The organism is Novosphingobium taihuense (assembly GCF_007830315.1).
Lineage (GTDB): Bacteria > Pseudomonadota > Alphaproteobacteria > Sphingomonadales > Sphingomonadaceae > Novosphingobium > Novosphingobium taihuense.
Map to the genome: position 1 here is coordinate 49634 of NZ_VLKJ01000006.1, position 18611 is coordinate 68244.

23 protein-coding genes and 1 tRNA gene are annotated in these 18611 nt (G+C 62.8%); 1 reads left to right on the top strand and 23 read right to left on the bottom strand.

All coding sequences use genetic code 11. The annotated features are described in order from the left end of the window. Nucleotides 1-166: 166 nt before the first annotated feature. The 12 genes from IQ25_RS12835 to IQ25_RS12885 all read right to left on the bottom strand — a co-directional run bounded on the left by IQ25_RS12835 (nt 167) and on the right by IQ25_RS12885 (nt 7883). Nucleotides 167-865, bottom strand: a complete 699-nt coding sequence (locus IQ25_RS12835) for a tetratricopeptide repeat protein (protein WP_144906443.1) — start codon at nt 863-865, stop codon at nt 167-169. After that, nucleotides 862-1296 carry a cytochrome c-type biogenesis protein gene (locus IQ25_RS12840; RefSeq protein WP_407070596.1) on the bottom strand — a complete coding sequence of 145 codons (435 nt, stop codon included), beginning with the start codon at nt 1294-1296 and terminating at the stop codon, nt 862-864. The genes IQ25_RS12835 and IQ25_RS12840 overlap by 4 nt, the downstream gene beginning before the upstream one ends. Beyond that, nucleotides 1293-1844, bottom strand: coding sequence for a DsbE family thiol:disulfide interchange protein (locus tag IQ25_RS12845; protein WP_144906447.1), 552 nt, complete (start codon nt 1842-1844; stop codon nt 1293-1295). Before IQ25_RS12845 ends, IQ25_RS12840 begins: the two co-directional genes overlap by 4 nt. Continuing rightward, nucleotides 1841-3796: a heme lyase CcmF/NrfE family subunit gene (locus IQ25_RS12850; RefSeq protein ID WP_144906448.1), complete on the bottom strand. Its 1956-nt coding sequence runs from the start codon at nt 3794-3796 to the stop codon at nt 1841-1843. The genes IQ25_RS12845 and IQ25_RS12850 overlap by 4 nt, the downstream gene beginning before the upstream one ends. After that, on the bottom strand, nt 3793-4260 hold the full coding sequence (ccmE, locus tag IQ25_RS12855) for a cytochrome c maturation protein CcmE (RefSeq protein WP_144906450.1): 468 nt from the start codon (nt 4258-4260) through the stop codon (nt 3793-3795). Before ccmE ends, IQ25_RS12850 begins: the two co-directional genes overlap by 4 nt. Further along, nucleotides 4257-4397, bottom strand: coding sequence for a hypothetical protein (locus IQ25_RS21170; RefSeq protein ID WP_181447245.1), 141 nt, complete (start codon nt 4395-4397; stop codon nt 4257-4259). Before IQ25_RS21170 ends, ccmE begins: the two co-directional genes overlap by 4 nt. A 7-nt stretch (nt 4398-4404) precedes the next feature. Next, nucleotides 4405-5133 carry a heme ABC transporter permease CcmC gene (ccmC, locus tag IQ25_RS12860; RefSeq protein WP_144906452.1) on the bottom strand — a complete coding sequence of 243 codons (729 nt, stop codon included), beginning with the start codon at nt 5131-5133 and terminating at the stop codon, nt 4405-4407. 168 nt (nt 5134-5301) lie between these two features. After that, nucleotides 5302-5378 (bottom strand) — tRNA-His (locus tag IQ25_RS12865). 100 nt (nt 5379-5478) lie between these two features. Further along, the gene (gene gspK / locus IQ25_RS12870) at nt 5479-6465 is read right to left on the bottom strand and encodes a type II secretion system minor pseudopilin GspK (protein ID WP_144906455.1); all 987 of its coding nucleotides are present in this window, start codon (nt 6463-6465) and stop codon (nt 5479-5481) included. Next, a complete protein-coding gene (gene gspJ / locus IQ25_RS12875) occupies nt 6462-7058 on the bottom strand; it encodes a type II secretion system minor pseudopilin GspJ (RefSeq protein WP_144906457.1) in 597 nt (198 codons plus the stop codon). The genes gspK and gspJ overlap by 4 nt, the downstream gene beginning before the upstream one ends. Then, entirely contained in the window at nt 7055-7435 is a 381-nt protein-coding gene (gene gspI, locus IQ25_RS12880; protein ID WP_258537028.1) for a type II secretion system minor pseudopilin GspI, read from the bottom strand. The genes gspJ and gspI overlap by 4 nt, the downstream gene beginning before the upstream one ends. Continuing rightward, the gene (locus tag IQ25_RS12885) at nt 7425-7883 is read right to left on the bottom strand and encodes a GspH/FimT family pseudopilin (RefSeq protein WP_158637744.1); all 459 of its coding nucleotides are present in this window, start codon (nt 7881-7883) and stop codon (nt 7425-7427) included. The genes gspI and IQ25_RS12885 overlap by 11 nt, the downstream gene beginning before the upstream one ends. A gap of 96 nt (nt 7884-7979) precedes the next feature. Between IQ25_RS12885 and IQ25_RS12890 the strand changes: the two genes are divergently transcribed. Continuing rightward, nucleotides 7980-8615: a prolyl hydroxylase family protein gene (locus IQ25_RS12890; protein ID WP_144906461.1), complete on the top strand. Its 636-nt coding sequence runs from the start codon at nt 7980-7982 to the stop codon at nt 8613-8615. Nucleotides 8616-8624: 9 nt separating this feature from the next. Here the strand turns inward: IQ25_RS12890 and IQ25_RS12895 are convergent, their stop codons facing one another. The 11 genes from IQ25_RS12895 to pyrH form a co-directional block, all read right to left on the bottom strand. After that, nucleotides 8625-9065 carry a MarR family winged helix-turn-helix transcriptional regulator gene (locus IQ25_RS12895; RefSeq protein ID WP_144906463.1) on the bottom strand — a complete coding sequence of 147 codons (441 nt, stop codon included), beginning with the start codon at nt 9063-9065 and terminating at the stop codon, nt 8625-8627. 103 nt (nt 9066-9168) lie between these two features. Next, complete coding sequence (gene rpmE / locus IQ25_RS12900) at nt 9169-9393, bottom strand: 50S ribosomal protein L31 (protein WP_039337458.1); 225 nt, start codon at nt 9391-9393, stop codon at nt 9169-9171. Between the two features lie 99 nt (nt 9394-9492). Next, a complete protein-coding gene (fabZ, locus tag IQ25_RS12905; protein ID WP_144906465.1) occupies nt 9493-9966 on the bottom strand; it encodes a 3-hydroxyacyl-ACP dehydratase FabZ in 474 nt (157 codons plus the stop codon). 26 nt (nt 9967-9992) lie between these two features. After that, entirely contained in the window at nt 9993-10694 is a 702-nt protein-coding gene (locus IQ25_RS12910; protein WP_144906467.1) for an OmpH family outer membrane protein, read from the bottom strand. Beyond that, on the bottom strand, nt 10694-13312 hold the full coding sequence (gene bamA / locus IQ25_RS12915; RefSeq protein WP_144906860.1) for an outer membrane protein assembly factor BamA: 2619 nt from the start codon (nt 13310-13312) through the stop codon (nt 10694-10696). The genes IQ25_RS12910 and bamA overlap by 1 nt, the downstream gene beginning before the upstream one ends. Before the next feature lie 212 nt (nt 13313-13524). After that, entirely contained in the window at nt 13525-14646 is a 1122-nt protein-coding gene (gene rseP / locus IQ25_RS12920) for an RIP metalloprotease RseP (protein WP_181447246.1), read from the bottom strand. Next, nucleotides 14646-15803: a 1-deoxy-D-xylulose-5-phosphate reductoisomerase gene (gene dxr, locus IQ25_RS12925; RefSeq protein WP_144906469.1), complete on the bottom strand. Its 1158-nt coding sequence runs from the start codon at nt 15801-15803 to the stop codon at nt 14646-14648. Before dxr ends, rseP begins: the two co-directional genes overlap by 1 nt. A gap of 4 nt (nt 15804-15807) precedes the next feature. Continuing rightward, entirely contained in the window at nt 15808-16551 is a 744-nt protein-coding gene (locus IQ25_RS12930) for a phosphatidate cytidylyltransferase (protein ID WP_258537029.1), read from the bottom strand. Beyond that, the gene (gene uppS / locus IQ25_RS12935) at nt 16541-17185 is read right to left on the bottom strand and encodes a polyprenyl diphosphate synthase (RefSeq protein ID WP_221236768.1); all 645 of its coding nucleotides are present in this window, start codon (nt 17183-17185) and stop codon (nt 16541-16543) included. Before uppS ends, IQ25_RS12930 begins: the two co-directional genes overlap by 11 nt. A 62-nt stretch (nt 17186-17247) precedes the next feature. Then, nucleotides 17248-17805 (bottom strand): ribosome recycling factor, encoded by a 558-nt coding sequence (frr, locus tag IQ25_RS12940; RefSeq protein WP_144906475.1) that lies wholly within the window; start codon nt 17803-17805, stop codon nt 17248-17250. 1 nt (nt 17806) lies between these two features. Next, nucleotides 17807-18529: a UMP kinase gene (gene pyrH / locus IQ25_RS12945; RefSeq protein ID WP_144906477.1), complete on the bottom strand. Its 723-nt coding sequence runs from the start codon at nt 18527-18529 to the stop codon at nt 17807-17809. Nucleotides 18530-18611 lie beyond the last annotated feature (82 nt).

An 18611-nucleotide genomic window follows, 5' to 3' on the forward strand; every position in this document is an offset into this window, starting at 1 on the left:
GCAACGGTGCCCCCGGCCTCAAAGCCTCGAACGTTTGCGCCGGAACGGCGGAAACGGCGCGGCGCTTTAGCACTGCCCCAAAGGCCCTGCAATGGGCTGGAGAACGCATCTGCCGGTCCCTAACGAACGGCAGGGATTGGCGTTCCTCGCGCCAAATTTTTCACAATTATTCAGCTTCTTGGCCAGACGGCGCGGGCTCTTCCGGCGGGGTCGGAACCGGAGCTCCGGCTGTAGCGGCGCCGGAGCTTTGAGCAATGATCGAGTCGATCCGCTGGATTCGCTCCACCAGATCGGCGCGATAGGGCGCATCGTCAGGCGAACGGCGCAGGAGTTCCGCCCACATCGCGCGGGCATCGGCAAGGCGACCCGATTGCGCCAGTGCGAGCCCCATGAAGAACGGGGGGCCGGGATGGTCGGGCGCAATCGTGGCCGCCTTCTGAAAGGCAAACTGCGCGGCAGGTGTGATAAGGCCGTCGCTATGACCCACAAGGGCATTGCCGAGTGACACCCAGAGATCTGCGTCCTTGGGAAACTGTTGGGTTCCCTTGCGCAGGACTTCGGCGGCGGCGCCATACTGCCCCTGCCGGGCAAGCCCGTCGGCGAGGATAAGCCAGCTCTGCCCCTGGGCGAACTGGTCACCCATCTGCTGCCGCTGCTTGACCAGCGCCTCGTCAGCGGCACGCTTGTTCTCGACTGGTGCCTTGGGCGCGCCAGGTTGGCTAGGCGAACCCTGCAACGCATAACCGGCGATGCCGACCAGCAAGGCTGCGCCCGAAAGCTCCCACCCGGCCCGCGGCATCTTCAGGACCCAAGCGAGCAGGCCAAACACCGCTGCCGCGATCAGAAGGACGATAACCCAGGTCATTCGGCCTTCTCCGACTTGGCGGCTTTGCGGAAACGCCCCCGCAACAGGATGCCAGCAAGCAGGAGGATCACCAGCGGCGCGGCGAACAGCGGCCACATGATCGGCTTGTTTTGCGGTGCATAGCTCACGTAATCGCCATAGCGTTCGATGAGCCATGTACGGATGGCCTCAGGGTCCTCGCCCGCCTTGATGCGGGTGCGGACCTGATGGCGCATGTCGCCTGCCATCGGCGCATCGGAATCGGAAATCGCCTGGCTCTGGCACTTAAGGCAGCGCAGCGTTTCCATCAGCGCCTGCGCCTTGGCTTCCTGCGCCGGGTCTTCGAGTTGCTTGTAGGCGTATGGGGCGGGCGGGAGCAGGTCCTGAGCGGCGAGCGGGGCAGCAAAGAGGACAAGGACGGCCAATGCAATACGCTTGATCAGAAGGCTCACGATTCCGCCTCCTTCAGCTTTTCGAGGATGAGCGACATATCCTCTTCCCGGATTTCGCCGATATGCTGATAGCGGATCACGCCCTTGCCATCGATCACGAAAGTCTCCGGCACGCCTGACGAGCCGATGGCGAGCTGGACCTGCGAGAGGTCATCCTTGCCGATGCGCGCGAAAGGATTGCCGTTGGTGGCAAGAAAGCGCGCAACATCTTCGCGCCGGTCACGGATGGCCACCCCGTCGATCTCGACCCCCTGCTTGGCCAGAGCGGCCAGCTGCGGACTTTCGATCGCGCACGGCACGCACCAGCTGGCAAAGACGTTCAGCAGCTTGGGCTTGCCCGCCTTGAAATCGGCAGTGGCTAGGCCGGGGCGATCTTCGACTGCTGCTTCCAGTGCGAACGACGGCAACGGCTTGCCGATGAATGCACTGGCCACTTCCCGATCCGCCGGACGGACCAAGCCCCAGATGACGAGCGCAAAGAACGCGCCGAACAGGATAAGCGGAAGCCAGATCGCAAGACCGGGGCGTTTGGGGGCCGGTTCGCTCACTTGAGCTGCTCCAGACGCGATTTGCGGTAGGCAAGCTTGTCGAACACCCGCAGTCGCTTGATATCCTTTGCCACGCGGCCGAGCAGCGCAAGCAGGCCGCCGAACGCGACGAGCAGTCCACCAAGCCACAGCAGCGGCACGAATGGTTTCCACCAGAAGCGCATCTGCCAGCGGCCGTCTTCGCCTTCGTTGCCGAGCACCGCGTAGAGCTGGCCGTTCCAGCGGGTGTGGAGCGCGGATTCGGTGCGCTCACCGGGCGGCGAGGAGAACGTCCGCGCCTGCGGGTGCAGGGTGACCGGCTCTCCTCCCTTGTAGGATGCGGAAACGGTAGCCTCGAGAGCCGTCCAGTTCGGCCCGGCGACGGGTTCGATGCTGAGCAGCTTCAGCTCGATCGGCCCTACGCTTTGCACATCGCCAACATTCATTGCGGCGAGACGTTCTGTCGAAAACGCACTTTCGCTGGCTGCACCAAGAAGTGCCACAGCAATGCCGAAGTGGCTGATCACCATGCCCCACACGTTGATCGGGGTGCGACGCAGGTTGCGCCCCCTAAGCGGGAACCAGCTCGCCACGGCAAGGGCGATACCCACCGCAATGCCGAGCATTGGCAGCAGGCGGATGCCAGGGGCAAAGACGACAACGGCGAGCAGAGCCAGCGCAGCAAGCAAGGCCGGAACCGCGACCGTGGCGGTGATGCGCCCCGGGTTGTCCTTGCGCCAGCGCAGCAGCGGTCCGACGGTCATCACCATCATCATCGGGATCGCGAAGATCGCAGAGACGGGATTGAAGTACGGCGGCCCCACCGAAACCTTGGCGCCGAACGCCTCGGTCAGCAGCGGATAGAGCGTGCCGAGCAGGACGATGCCGAGGATGCCGCAGAGCATCACGTTGTTGAAGACGAGACTCGCCTCGCGGCTGACGGGGCTGAACCGCTCGCCCTCGGTCACCGTCGAGGCTCGAATGCCGAAGAGCGCCAGAGCGCCGCCGATGTAGATCGCCAGCAGCGCAAGGATGAACGAGCCGCGCTCCGGATCGACCGCGAACGCGTGGACCGAGGTCAGGATGCCCGAGCGGACGAGGAACGTGCCGACCATCGACATCGAGAAGGCAATAACGCCCAGCATGACCGTCCACGCGCGCAAGGCATTTCGGCTTGCCAGCACCGAGACCGAATGCAGCAAGGCAGTTGCCGCAAGCCAGGGCATCAGCGAGGCATTCTCGACCGGGTCCCAGAACCACCAGCCGCCCCAGCCGAGCGTGTAATAGGCCCAGTAGGACCCAGCGGTGATCCCGATCGTGAGGAATATCCATGCCCCCAGCACCCATGGCCGCATTGCCCGGGCGAAGGCGGGCCCGACATCACGCGTGACCAAGGCGCCGATGGCGAAGCTGAAGGCGACCGAGAGACCGACGTAGCCGACGTAGAGCGTGGGCGGATGGAAGGCGAGGCCGATGTCCTGCAGCAGCGGGTTGAGGCCCATGCCATCAGGAGCGGGCTCGGGCAGACGCTCGAACGGGTTCGAGGACAGCAGCAGGAAGGCATAGAAGCCGAGGCTGACGAAGGCCTGCCCGGCAAGGGTCGCGATCAGCGTATCTTCGCGCAGGCGCTTTTCCACGAGCGCGACGATCCCGCCCGAGACTGCCATAATCGTCACCCATAGCAGCATCGAGCCTTCATGATTGCCCCATGTGCCCGCGAGCTTGAAGATGAACGGCTTCATCGAATGGCTGTTTGCCGCCACCAGCTTGACTGACAGGTCCGTCTCGAGAAACAGGTCGATCAGCGCGAGAAACGAGACCGCGACGAGAGCTCCCTGCATCACCGCAAGCGGACGAACCACGCCTGCAAGCACCTTCCCGCCGGGGCGAAGCGCCGAAATGCCGGCAAAGAGCTGCAACAGCGCAAGAGCTGCGGCCATCCACAGGACGGCAAGGCCAATTTCAGCGATCATTTGGTTTCGGCCACCACTTCCTTGGCCTGTGCGGCGGTCATATCGCCCATCTGGCGGGGAACGTACTTCTCGTCGTGCTTGGCGAGGAGATTGTCGGCCACGAAAGTTTCACCCTCCATGCGCCCCTCGGCAACCACGCCCGATCCTTCGACGAAGAGGTCCGGCGTGATGCCGGTATAGCGGACGGGCACGCGAGCCTTGCCATCGCCCACCACGAAATCGATCGTAACCCCATCAGCGCGGGTCTTGAGCGAGCCTTTTTCGACCATGCCGCCTAGCCGGATGGCGCGGCCCTCTTCCGGTCGGTCCTTCACCAGATCGCTCGGCACGTAGAAGTAGCTCGCCTGATTGGACAGGGCATAGGCCGCGAGCAACCCTGCCCCGACCAGCGCGACCAGCGCGATGACCAGCAACACGAGACGCTGGTGCTTGGGCTTGATGCCGCCGGAAGTACTGCTGCTCACTTGCCCCTCACCTTATCCCGGCGACGTTCGGCACGCACCATGGCCGCAAGCGACCAGCCGACCAGCAGCAGCGTGCCGATCACGCCGATTGCCAGGGCGGCCGCCACATAATCCCACTGTTCAAGACCTTCGCGCATGTCTGCCTTATGCCATTGCTTTGCGACGCAGGCGCGCCTCGGCCTGAATGTCGGCCAGAAGAGTGCGCATGCGCGCGAGAACAACACCGCCGAAGACAAGGCTGAAGCCGATCGCCGCAATCAGCAGCGGCCACAGGAACGTGCCGTCGATCGATGACCTGCCCATGGTGATCGAGGGAGGCTGGTGCAGACTGTTCCACCACACCACCGAACGGTTGATGATCGGGATGTTGATTGCGCCAACAAGGCCAAAGATCGCCGTGATCCGGCTGCCGCCTCCGCCACCTGCCATATCGCGCTGCGCAGCGCCCGAAAGCGCGATATAGCCCAAATACAGGAACAAGAGGATAAGGAAGCTGGTCAGCCGTCCGTCCCAGACCCACCACGTGCCCCATGTGGGCCGGGCCCAGATCGAGCCGGTGGCAAGGCAGATTGCGGTGAAGGTTGCTCCGGGCACCGCAGCAGCACGCCCTGCGATGGCCGCCAGCGGATGACGCCAGACCAGTTCGACAAGGCTGGCGATAGCTATCGTCGACCAGCCGGCCATGCCGAGCCACGCAGCGGGCACGTGGATGAACAGGATGCGCACCGTTTCGCCCATCAGCCGATCAGGAGGGACGACGAGCACGCCGTAAAGCACGGCGCCCATCGAAAGCAGCAGGCCGGAGACCAGCAACAGCGGCATCATCCAGCGGGCAAGGCGCAGAAAACGGGCGGGATTGGCAAAACCGTGCATGGGCGCGGGGCAATCTTATCCTTCTCCCGGCGACCCCCGCCGCCGGTCCAGCAGTGCTCTGCCACTTGGCGCGCGAAGGGGCAAGCGCAATGGCTGCGACCGACACCAAAAGGCTATGCCCCGGAGCGAGACCGGGGACAGCGAATTGTCTGAATTGTCAGGAGAGAATGGGGCGACCGAGGGGGTTCGAACCCCCGACCTCCGGTACCACAAACCGGCGCTCTAACCAGCTGAGCTACGGTCGCCACATTGCTGCGCAAGAACATCCTGCGCGGGCAGGCCCCTTTGCAGAAAGGCGCGGGAAAGGGAAGCGGAAATTTTGCCTCGACACGACTTGTCCGCAAATCACCGGCTATAGCGGTCACCCCAGGTGCGGAAGGCCACACGTGGTGGATCGTTGCCGACATCGATCAGCGCCTGCTCGTCCAGCGTGATCGAATCGACGGTGACCGACTGGGTGAGCGCAAACCATCGGCTGCGCACCTGCAGTTGGTTGAGCGGCAGGCCCGCTGCCCCTTCCCCGCCAATGCCGCGCAAGGCATCGTCCGCGCTGGCCCAGCCGAGTGCGGGACGAGCAGCCAGCAGGCCTCTCGCCCGGTCCGCCGGAATCGCGGTGGGTGCGATCATCGTCAGCAGAAGCGCCTGATCGGGCCGCAGCGTGTTGACGTTTATTGGTGAGAGGTCCGCGCCCGGCAATGCGCAAAGCCAGGGCCGCAGCCGTTCATAGAACTGCGGCGTCATGCCCCGGACGGCGCGAATCTCGCTGACGTCGCCGATCAGGCGGCCTGCAGTGCGATAAGGCGCAGGCCGTCCCTGATAGCTGTCGTCTTCGGCACCGTTGGGCGCAGGCGTGTTGTCGGTATCGATCCAGTCGGCGACCGAATCGCTGATGATCGCAGCCTCCGCCTCCGGGATCGCAAGACCCTTCATCAGGCTGCGCATCTGGTTCAGGCCGACGAGACGCAGGCGGAGCGTGCCTTGCTCGTCGGATTCGACCAGCGAGTTGAGGTTGAAACAGTTTCCGGCATCGTCCACCCGGATGGTCACGCTGCCGCGCGCCATGGGCAGCGGAAAGTCCCGGCCGAGCAGGCCGGTGCGATCCACCGTGCGCTCCTGCGAGGTTTCGACCAGCGCCTTTATTCGCGCCATCGCCAGCGTCTCGGCGCTGGTGGCATATAGCCTCGCCTGCGTCATCGCCTGCCCGTTTGCGGCAAGCCTTGCCGCAAGGTTCAGGCGATCGAGCATCAGCGCAGCGATCACGGCCATGACTGCCACCAGCAGCAGGACCGACAGCAGCGCTGCCCCCCGTTCCCTCGGATCGCCCGGCGTCATTGGTAGTTGACCCCGACGAGCGAGACGATGCGCAACGGAGGTACGCCCCTTTGCGGTACCAGCAGTTCTATCGCCACGGGAAGTTCGGTGGATAGCTGCGGCTCCCAGCGATCGCGCCAGTTGCCATCCTGCGTGCGGAAGCGCACCGTTGGCGGGGCGATCAATGGCAGCACTTCAGCGCCGGCCTCAGGCGCAGCGCCATCAGGGAATGGATAGCCGGCTCGGACCAGAGCCGTGGCAGTCACCCGATACTCCACCTTCTGCAAGGAAGGGCGTGGCGCTCCGTCGACATTATCCCAACCGCTCCGGGTGAAGCGGATCACGACGCCATCGCGATTGGCCTCGAAGGCCGGATGGGCCGCTCCGGACTGGTCACGCGACGGGCGCGGCACCGCTTGGGCAAGGTCTGCCGTCCACACCGAGAGGAACCGGCGCTGCGCGGCAATGCTCTCGGTCTTGTTGCGACTGGCAAGCTCCGCATCGACCGAGAACCGCAACAGTCCCAGCGCGCCGACCGCAATGACCGCAAACAGTGCAAGCGCGATCAGCATCTCGACCAGCGTGAAGCCGTTGCGGGGAGGAGGCCGGGTCATGAGCCGGGCAATCGGGTGAAGTCGAGCGTAAAGGCCTGGCTCGGCGCGCCCGGCGTCGTTTCGCGGACCGACAGGATGATTCCGAGGACGCCGGCATCGGCGCGCATCGCCACGATGCGGGTCCACTGGAACCGACGACCAGCGTTTTCGATGGTGCCACTGGCCGATCCCACCGGCGGTGGCGCGGGGTCGGTCAGGATTTCCGCAGCCATGTTCTGAGCGACAATCTCGCGCAGCAGCCGCTGGTCGAGGTCTGCCGTGCGCGAAATGCTTGCCCCTTCCATCTGCAGCAGGGCCAGCGCCGCTATGGCGAAAACCGCCAGTGCCACCAGCAGTTCGAGCAGGGTGAAACCGTTGGGGCTACGCTCAGCCTGCATCGAGCGTGACCTTGCCATCCCGGCGCAAGTGAACCACCAGCGACTGCTCATCGCGCTTCAGCCGGATGGCGGCATCAGTGCCCGCCAGGCCCAGCGAATCGAACACGATCCGCTGCCTCGCCGCATCCGCGCTGGTTCCCTGATCCCAACCGGTGAGGTCGAAGCCTCGGCCGGGCAGTGGCTGCCATTGCCCGTCGACGCGCCGCTCGAAGTAATACCCCCGTTCGCTCACCACCAGTGCAACCGGGCGCGCCCCAACGATTGCTTCGTCGCGTGCAGCCACGGTGCGTGCCGCGAAGCGCTCCGCCTCGTTGCGCAGATGCTTGTCGTCGCCCGAAAAAGACAGGACAGCGACCGAAGCCAGCAATCCCATGATCATCAACACAACCATCATCTCGACCAACGAGAAGCCATTGCGGATGGCGCTATGATGGACAGGTGATGGCACGAAATCTCGCATGATGCACGAACGTGACGGTTTTACGACCAAGATGCCAGCGCGTTCAAGTTGCAGGCGGCACCGGGCTCGCGTTAGGACGACGCCATGAGTACCGCTGCCCCCGAATCTCCGGCCCAGCGCCTGCCCGGCGTCACCGGCATTCTCAAAGTGCCTTCGCCGCGCATCGAAATGTTCATCCTGCGCGATTTCCTTTCGCCCGAAGAATGTGCAGGACTTGTCGAACGGATTGAGCGTGATCGACGCCCGTCCACCATCGCCGACGCGAATGGTGACCACTACTTCCGTACCAGCGAGACCTGCGACCTGCCGATGATGGAGCCTGATGTGCTGGCGCTCGACGCCAAGCTATCGGCTTTGTCTGGCATCGACCCGATCTTTGGCGAGCCGATCCAGGGGCAGCGCTATGACGAAGGGCAGGAGTTCAAGGCGCACACCGATTATTTCGATCCACACGGCGCCGATTACCAGCGCTTCTGCAGCGTTTCGGGCCAGCGCACGTGGACATTCATGATCTACCTCAACGAAGTTGAAGCAGGTGGCGCAACGCGGTTCAAGGTCATCGACAAGCTGATCCAGCCCGAACGCGGCAAATTGGTCTGCTGGAACAACCGACGCCCCGACGGCAGTGTCAACCCGGCGACGCTTCACCACGCGATGAAAGTGCGCAAGGGCCTGAAATACGTCGTGACGAAGTGGTATCGCGAACTGCCCTGGCAGTGATTGCGCAAGTCAGAGTTCGGCTTCCGCTTCACGAACGGCGCGAATCGTCGGCAGGCATCGGAAGAGCGTCTCGACATCCGGCGCTCCAAGAAGGTCGGTGAAGCGTGCCTCGTGCGCATCGATGCGGTTCATCGCCTCGCCTGCGACCTTCTCACCCTCTGGCGTCAGGGTAAGCGCATGGCTGCGCCCATCGAGGCGACGTCGATCGACAAGCCCACGCTCCATCAGACGCGAGATGATCGGCACCATGTTCGCCCGCTTGATCGCCAGAGCCTGACCGACTTCGGTCTGCGAGCAGTCTGGATTTTCGGCAATGACCAGCAAGGTGGTGACTTCGGCCGGACGCAGGTCAAGGTCTGCCAGTTCGCGCGAGAGATCGGCCATCATCACCGCCGAAGCACGGCGCAACTGGTAGCCAAGACGGCTTTCGAGAGCATTCGTCAGGGTCATGTCAAAGTGTTTAGCTATCGAGAATAGCAATTCCAGACAAAAATTGAGCAAAAGAAAAGGGCGACCGAAGCCGCCCTTCCCTTTGATAGCCTTGCCGCAGCGCTTAGCGCTTGAGCGAAAGACCACCGAAGCGCTTGTTGAACTGGGCAACGCGGCCGCCCTGATCGAGCTGGCGCGTACCGCCGGTCCATGCCGGGTGCGAAGTCGGGTCGATTTCGAGCGCGAGCGTGTCGCCTTCCTTACCCCAGGTGGAGCGGGTCTCGAAAACGGTGCCGTCGGTCATCTGCACCTTGATCATGTGGTAGTCGGGGTGAATGCCAGTCTTCATGTCGGATACTCCGGTGCGCAGCCGGTTCCGACCGGCCACAAGAATCTTTAAGGGCGCGCGCCTAGCGGAAAGCCGCAAGGTTGTCCAGCGTCAGCGGGATCAGCTATCGGCGATCATCGCGGTGAAGCTGACCTCGCAGGTAACCTTGTCACCGATCATCGCCTTGCCAGCAAACTTGCAAACGCGCGATCGCTTCTGCGTGAATTCGACATGCAGGTCGAGCAGGACGCCCGGCTCCACGGGATTGCGAAACTTGGCTTCCTCGATCGCCATGAAATAGACGAGCTTGCCCGACCCGGCGAGGCCCAGCGATTCGACCGCGAGCACGCCCGCTGCCTGCGCCAGAGCCTCGATCTGCAACACGCCGGGCATGATCGGACGGCCGGGAAAGTGTCCCTGGAAGAACTGCTCGTTCATCGACACGGCCTTCACCGCATGGATCCGCTCATTGAGCGTGATCGAAGCGACGCGATCGACAAGCAGCAAGGGATAGCGATGCGGCAACGCCGCCATCACCTTGCGCACGTCATAGTCGGTGATCACACCCTGCGGCGCGCTCTGTTCCTCGGACATTCTACCCGGCCCCGACGTAGAAGGCCTCAGCGGCCTTCCGGTGCCTTCTTGGCGGGCTGTGCAGCTGCAGGCGCACCCTGCTGCTGTGCAGCCTGAGCCTGCTGTTCACGCTGCGCGCGCGGCATCCAGCCGGCAGGCGGCACGAGCTGCGCCGACGGGATCAGGACGTTGAGCTCGTTCAGGATGTCCTGATTGAGGTTGTAGACTTGACCAGCCTTGATGACCGACTGCGAATCGAGCACCAGCGTGATCTTCTTCTTGTCCATCGCAGTCTGGGTCGCCGCGTCCAGCTTATCGCCGATCTGCTCGAGCACATACTGCTGCGAGAGGTTCAGCGGCTCGAGGATCTTCTGGATCTCGGCCTGGCCTGCCTGCTCGATCTGCTGGATCTGCTCGTACTGGGCCTGAAGCGCGGCGCGGTTGGGGTTTGCGGCCTTCGAGTCAGCCTGCAGCTTGTCGATCAGCGGCTTGAGCTGAGCTTCGATCTGGGCCTTGCGCGCGTTCGCCTGATCGATTTGCGGCTTGTAGGTCACCGGGCGCTGCTGCTGCGAAACCTGGTAGGCGTTCGAAGCGGCCACAACCGCAGGCGGGTTTGCTATGGCGACGCCTGCAGCAACGACTGCACCTGCCGCAGCGGCAGGAGCCTTGTCATCCTTGGCAGCAAATGCTGGAGCGGTAGCAGCAAGCGCAATGCCTGCGAGAAGCGCGGAAGCGAAACGGATTTTCATCAGAACTGGGTTCCCACGTTGAATGTGAAGGTCTTGGGGTCGTCGCCGTCGACCTTTTTTAGCACCTTGGCGAAATCGAGACGGAATGGACCGAACGGCGAGTTCCAGTTTACGCCGATACCGACCGAAACGCGCGGTGAAGGCGAGTCACCCACGTAAACCTCGTTGAAGGTCTGCGTCGGATTGCCGTTAGAAGCACCGTTTGCGGCAGTGGGACTGGAGGTCGGTCGGCCCGTAACCACATCGGTGTAGATTTTTTGCGGGTTGACGAGATTTGCAGGCAGTGGGTTGGTGATGCCCCAAGCTGCACCAGCATCAACATAGATTGATGGCCGCAAACCAAGCTCACGTGCGCCCGAGCCCAGCGGAATCTCAAGTTCTGCACGCGTCAGATAGTAATACTTGCCACCCAAGGCATCGTCGACCCACTGATTGCGATCGGTCGTTTCGACGCCGTTGACGATATACTTGCGGAGCACACGCGGCCCGACGCCACGAATGTCGAAGCCGCGAATCTGCGGTTCACCCAAGAAGAAGCGGTCCGTCAGTCGGACATCATCGACCGTCGGATCATTGGAACGGCTCGACAAGGCCCTGATCGCGCCGCCTTCACCACGGACCGAGAAGATGAAACCGCCGCCGACGGGGAAGAATTTCGCTGCGTTTGCGGTGATTCGCGCATACTTTACCGACCCACCGAGACCAGCAAAGTCAGCGCCGACGACGACTTGCGTACCCCTGCTAGGGCGCAGGCGGTTGTCGAGCGTATCATAAACTACCGACGCGCCGAGAATCGAACTGGTGCGCTTGCCGATGGCATCACACAGGTAACGACCTGCAAGCAGGATGCTGCACTGCCCGTCTATATAGAACGTGTTCCTGTCGAGCGTCACGTCATCCAGGTTGAACGTATACCGCCCGATCAGCGACATATATTCGGACAGCGGCACGCCGACGCGCGCGGAGAAGCCGGTCGTCGCCTGCTTGTAGGTCGTGTTGCGGTTCGAATTGAACTGGTTGAAGCTGTTCAGGTCGCGCCGGTAGACATCCACGCCGAGCGAGATGTTCTTGTCGAATAGGTAAGGCTCGGTGAAGCTGACCTGCACCGAACGGGTAAAGCGCGAATAGTCGACCGACAGGCCGATGGTCTGCCCGCGTCCACGGAAGTTGTTCTGGCGGATCGACCCCTGGAAAATGAAGCTTTCAAGGCTCGAGAAACCAGCCGAAAGTTGAAGCTCGCCGGTTGGGCGCTCTTCCACGTTGGCTTCGAGGACGATGCGGTCCGGCGCACTGCCCGGCTTCTGCTCGACCTCGAACTTCTCCTGGAAGTAGCCGAGCGACTTGATGCGGTTGGTCGAGCGCTTGACCTGGAAGGTGTTGAACGCATCGCCTTCGGCAATACGGAACTCGCGGCGGACAACCTTGTCCTGCGTGAGCGTGTTGCCGTTGACGTCCACACGCTCGACATAGACGCGTGGCGCTTCAGCAATCCGGAAGGTGACCGACATCGTCAGGTCATCCTTGTTGCGCGAGAAGTCCGGGCGAACGTCGGCAAAGGCATAGCCGAAGGCACCTGCCGTCTCGGTCAGCGCATCGACCTGATCCTCGACCATCTTGGCATTGTACCAATCGCCCGTCTTGATCGGCAGGCGCTTGGACATCGCGTCGCTGTCAAAGTCGCGCAGCTGGCTATCGACCTTCACGTCGCCAAACTTGTAGCGGTCACCTTCCTCAACGACGTAGGTGATGATGAAGTCGCGCTTGTCGGGCGTCAGCTCGGCGACAGCCGAGACCACGCGGAAATCGGCATAGCCTTCAGTCAGGTAGAACTGGCGCAGCTTCTGCTGGTCGAACGCGAGGCGGTCCGGGTCATAGCTCGTGCCGCTGGAGAACAGGCGGAAGAAGCGCGCCTGCTTGGTGACCATTTCGCCACGCAGCTTGCCATCACCGAACTTCTCGTTGCCGATGATGTTGATCTGGCGGACCTTGGATTTCGGCCCCTCGCTGATCTCGAACACGATGTCGACGCGGTTCTGGTCAAGCATGACCATCTTCGGCTCGACCGATGCGGCGAAGCGGCCCTGACGCTTGTACAGCTCAATGATGCGGGCAACGTCGGCACGGACCTTCGAGCGCGTGAAGATCTGGCGCGCGGCAAGCTTGATCTCGGGCAGGATCTTGTCTTCCTTGAGGCGCTTGTTGCCCTCAAGGATGATGCGGTTGATGACCGGGTTCTCCTTGACCTGCACGATCACGTCACCGCTGTTGTTGCGGATCGAGACGTCGGCAAAGAGTTCGGTTGCGTAGAGATCCTTCAGCGCCTGGTCACCGGTGGCCTGGGTATAGGTATGGCCGGGGCGGAGGCGGATGTAGGACAGGATGGTGTCAGGCTCCAGCCGCTGCGATCCCTGCACGGTCACCGTGCGGATAACATCTCCTGCAGGTGCCGGCACGGCCGCCGGAAGCGCCGGGGCGGCAGGAGCGGTTACAGGAGCCACAGTCTGGGCCAAAACGGCCTGCGGAACCGTGACCAATGCACTGGTAGCCAGCAGGCCAGCGCACAGCGGGGAGGCCTTGGCGCTCCGATTTCCTGCCCGGCCCGCGTTACGTCCAATCATCACCAAGCGCCATCCCGTAATAAAGTGGCAGCTGGACGCCTGCGAGGAGGGTCCGGCCGCGGCAAGCAATGTAGCCCTCTGCCCGATGCCACAAGGCCAATCAAGCAAACATTGCCCCGCATTTCTGTGGAAAGACATTCTGTGGAAATCCGCTCGTCACCCCTGACCGCCGAATACCACGCGCCCCCGCACCGGACGCAATCAAACTCGCCTCACCCTCCGAACACCTTGAGTGACGCCACGTCATTGATCGTGACGAACAGCATCAGCGCCATGACTAACGCAAGGCCGGTGCGGAAAGCCCACTCCTGCCCGCGCTGGCCCACCGGCTTCCTGCGGATCGCCTCGGCCGCGTAGAAAGCGAGGTGGCCCCCGTCGAGGACCGGAATTGGCAGGAGGTTAATGAACCCCAAGTTAATCGAAATCAGCGCCACAAACGTCACGAACGGCTGCCATCCTGAAACCAGCTGTTCGCCGGAATACTTGGCGATCTTGATCGGCCCGCCAAGCTCCTTGACTTCACGCTTGCCGGAAATGATCTGGCCGATACCATTGACCATCATCGAAATGATACTGCCGGTCTGACGGACGCCATCGACCGCAGCGTCAATCGGCCCTACCCTGACAATCTCGAAGCTTTTCGGCCCGATGCCGAGGAACCCGATCTTCTGTGTGTTTCCGAAGCGATCGCTCTCGATCTTCACCGAAGCGCTTGTGGCGAGATTGAGACGTTGCTCGCCGCGAAGGACCACGATGTCGAGCGGCTCGCCCGGATTCTGCCCGACTTCCAGGCGGACATCGAGGAACGAATCCATTTCGTGGCCACGGATCGCAACGATGCGGTCACCGATCTTGATCCCAGCTCGATCAGCGGCCGATCCAGCCTGAATCTCACCGACAACCGGCGGCACCACGACCTTGCCGTAGGCGAGCGTGAAACCGCCAAGAATAAGCACCGCAAACACGAGGTTGGTGACAGGCCCTGCCAACACGATCAGCGAACGCTGCCACAGGGGCTTGGCCTGGAATGTGCGGTTGCGCTCCTCGGCCGGAAGCGAGAGCCATTCCGGGCTAGGCTGGCTTGCCGGGTTCATGTCGCCTGCGAACTGAACGTATCCACCCAACGGCAGCGCAGACAGCTTCCAGCGGGTGCCGCGCTTGTCCGTCCAGCCCGCGAGTTCCTTGCCGAAGCCGATGGAAAAGACGTCAGCCTTTACGCCGAACCAGCGGCCGACGAGGTAGTGGCCAAGCTCGTGGATAAACACCAACGGCCCCAGCACCAGCACGAAGGCCAGCAGCGTCGTCAGGATTCCGGGGCTTTCGATAGGTGGCATCAGATTGCAGTTTCCATCAGTTCACGCGCCCTCACCCTGGCCTCCGCATCGATGGCGATGACATCGTCGAGGCAGCCCGGTGCAGGCAACAAAGCGCGCGCGAGCACGGCTTCAACCGATTGCACGATCCGGGTGAACCCAATCTGACCATCGAGGAACGCGGCGACGGCGATCTCGTTGGCAGCGTTCATTGTCGCCGGAGCAGCACCGCCTTCGATCACGGCGTTGCGTGCAACGCATGTGGCGGGAAAGCGCGTTTCGTCTGGTGCACGAAAAGTCAGTTGCCCGATGGCGGCAAGATCGAGCGGCGCGCAAGGCGTGTGCATGCGTGCGGGCCACGCCAGCGCCGATGCGATAGGCACGCGCATGTCCGAAGGCCCCAGCTGCGCCAGTGTTGAACCATCGCGATACTCGACCATCGAATGGACGACCGATTGTGGGTGCACGATGATCCGCAAGCGCTCCACGCCCACCGGGAACAGGTGGAACGCCTCGATGAACTCAAGCCCCTTGTTCATCATCGTCGCCGAGTCGACGCTGATCTTGGCGCCCATCGACCAGTTGGGATGCTTGACCGCCTCTGCAGGCGTCGCCCGCTCGAGCTGATCCAGCGTCCAGTCACGGAACGGGCCACCGCTGGCCGTCAGCGTGATCGCATGGACATGCGCGATGTCGTTGCCGGCAAGGCACTGGAAGATCGCGTTATGCTCGGAGTCAACTGGCAGCAGCGTCGCGCCATGCTTCGCAACGGCAGCGGTCATGACGTCGCCTGCGGAAACCAGCGCTTCCTTGTTGGCAAGGGCAATGACGCCGCCCTGCTCGATCGCGGCCATCGTCGGCGCAAGACCGGCACAGCCAACGATCGCTGCAACCGTGACGTCAGCGCCCCGCGCCGCTGCCTCGACCAAAGCGGATGCCCCCGCGGCCGCGTGGATGTTTGTCCCGGAAAGCCCATCGCGCAGCGCAGGCAATGCCGCTTCGTCAGCGACCACGGCCACTTCAGCGCCAAACTCCCGGGCCAGCTTGGCCAGCCCAGCGGCGTCGCCATTGGCCGTCAACGCAACCACCCGCCAATCTGCGCGGTTGCGTCGGATCAGGTCGAGCGTGGAAGCGCCGATCGAGCCGGTAGCACCCAAAACCGAAATCGAGCGAACCATCGCCTCAGCCCCCTGCCTGCGAAGCAGCCCAGGCCGTGCCCACGATGATTGCCACCGGGAGCAGACCATCGACGCGATCAAACAGGCCACCGTGCCCCGGGATCAGGCGCGAGGAATCCTTCACCCCTGCCCTGCGCTTGAGCCAGGATTCATAGAAGTCCCCAATCTGCGCGAACACAGCCAGCACGGCCCCAGCCAACGCAGCAGCACCAAGGTTGGCCACTTCAAGCGCTGCCGCGACACTAGGACCCGTGGGCCCAATGGCAGACATCAGATAGCTTGCCGATAGCACGACCAGTCCGGCCCAGATGCCCGCAGCCGCCATGCCACCTGCAAGGCCCGACCAGGTCTTCGATGGACTGATCTTTGGTGCAATCTTGGGCCCACCCAAGGAGCGTCCGGTGAAGTAAGCTCCTGTATCGGTGCAGATGACCAGCCCCAGCACGGCCAGCATCAACGGCTCGGGCATGACGGCAAGCGCAAGCCCTGCCCAGCCGACATAGATCGCGCCGACGATGACCATCGAGGAAAGCCGTGCCGGACTGTCGGCGATCTTCGAGGCGAGGCGCACGTACTCGACAAAAACGCCGAACGCGACGCCTGCGACAAACAGGTCGAGCCACAGCCCGCCCATCCAGAACGCCACACCGGCAATCGCCAGCATGACCACCGCCGAAGCGACGCGTACCGGCAGGTCCGACTTCCTGGTAGCCTCAGCAGGCGTAATCGGGCTGGCTTCAGCGTCCACCGAAGCGCCTCTCGCGCGATGCGAACTGCTCAAGCGCCTCGCGCAAGTGCGCGGCGGTAAAGTCCGGCCAGAGCACGTCGGTAAACCACATCTCGGCATAGGCAGCCTGCCACAGCAGGAAGTTCGAAAGGCGGATCTCGCCCGAGGTGCGGATCAGAAGGTCGAGCGGCGGCAGGCAGGCGGTATCGAGTTCAGCCTCGATGGCTTCAGGCGTAATCTCGCCCTTGGCCGCTGCTTTCGCTGCTGCCCGGGCGATTTCCTGCTGGGAGCCGTAGTTCAGAGCGATGGCCAGCGTGGTGCCGGTATTGCTTGCCGTGCGCGCCATCGCATCGTCGATCAGTTCCACGATATCAGGCGCAAGCACCTGATAATCACCGATGATCCGCAGACGCGTGTTGTTGTTGACGAGCTCGGCCAGATCATTGCTGATGAAGGCTCGCAGCAGACCCATGAGGTCCGCGATTTCATCAGCCGGACGCTTCCAGTTCTCAGAAGAGAAAGCATAGAGCGTCAGCGCCTCCAACCCCAGGTCTCTTGCGGCCCGGGCGACGTCGCGCACAGTATCGACGCCGCGCTTGTGCCCGAAAGCGCGCGGCATCATGCGCTTCTTCGCCCAGCGCCCGTTCCCATCCATGATGATGGCAACGTGGCGGGCGCCACAGGACGCCGTACCACCCGTCGAGGCGGGGAGCGCCGTCACTTGCCGAGGATTTCCTTTTCCTTGGCAGCAGCAGCTTCATCTGCCTGCTTGACGATATCGTCAGTCAGCTTCTGCAGGTCAGTCTCGGCGCGCTTGCGCTCGTCTTCCGAGATTTCCTTCTTGTTCTCGTCAGCCTTGAGCGCGTCCATGCCATCACGGCGCACGTTGCGGATCGCGATGCGGGCGTTCTCGGCATACTTGCTGGCAAGCTTGGCGAGTTCCTTGCGGCGTTCTTCGGTCAGATCCGGGATCGGCAGGCGCAAGGTCTGGCCATCGCTGATCGGGTTTAGGCCGAGACCTGCCGAACGGATCGCCTTTTCGACCGGCGTCACGTTCGACTTGTCCCACACCTGGACCGAAAGCATGCGCGGCTCCGGCGCCGAAACGCTGGCAACCTGCGACAGCGGCATGTGGCTGCCATAAACTTCCACCGTGATAGGATCGAGCAACGAGGTGTTGGCACGGCCGGTGCGCAGGCCGGAGAGATCGCTCTTGAGCGATTCCACGGCACCCCTCATGCGGCGCTCCAGGTCCGCCTTGTCATACTTGGCCATGTCAGGCTTCCTTCTTCACAATGGTCTGCGTCCCCTCGCCCGCCAGAACGCGGGCAAGATTACCCCGCTCGCGGATCGAGAAGACGACGATCGGTATGGAATTGTCACGGCAGAGCGCAACCGCGCTTGCATCCATGACCTTCAGGTTGTCTGCAAGAACCGTGTCGTAATCGACGGTATCATAACGCTTTGCCGACGCATCCTTCTTGGGATCGGCATCATATACGCCATCGACGCTGGTACCTTTGAGCAGCGCATCGCACTTCATTTCGGCAGCTCGCAGCGCGGCGCCCGAATCCGTGGTAAAATAGGGGCTGCCGACACCGGCCGCGAAGATGACCACGCGACCTTTCTCGAGATGCCGCTCGGCACGACGGCGGATGACCGGTTCGCACACTTCGTCCATCTGGATGGCCGATTGCACGCGGGTCTCGACGCCGATCTGTTCGAGAGCGTTCTGCATCGCCAGCGCGTTCATGATCGTCGCCAGCATGCCCATGTAGTCTGCCTGGGCACGGTCCATGCCCTTGGCGGCACCGGCCATGCCACGGAAGATGTTGCCGCCGCCAATCACCAGGCAAAGCTGCAACCCGCTGTCGCGCGCATCCTTAACTTCCTGCGCCAGACGGGCGACGTAATCCGTGTCGATCCCGAACTGCTGCTCCCCCATCAGCACTTCGCCCGAAAGCTTCAGAAGAATGCGCTTGTAGGACGGAACGCTCATGAGACGGATGCACTCGTAACCAAAGGGAAGTCGCCGCCCTTATAACCCTGTGAAGGGGTCTGCCAAGGGCGCAGGCGTAACA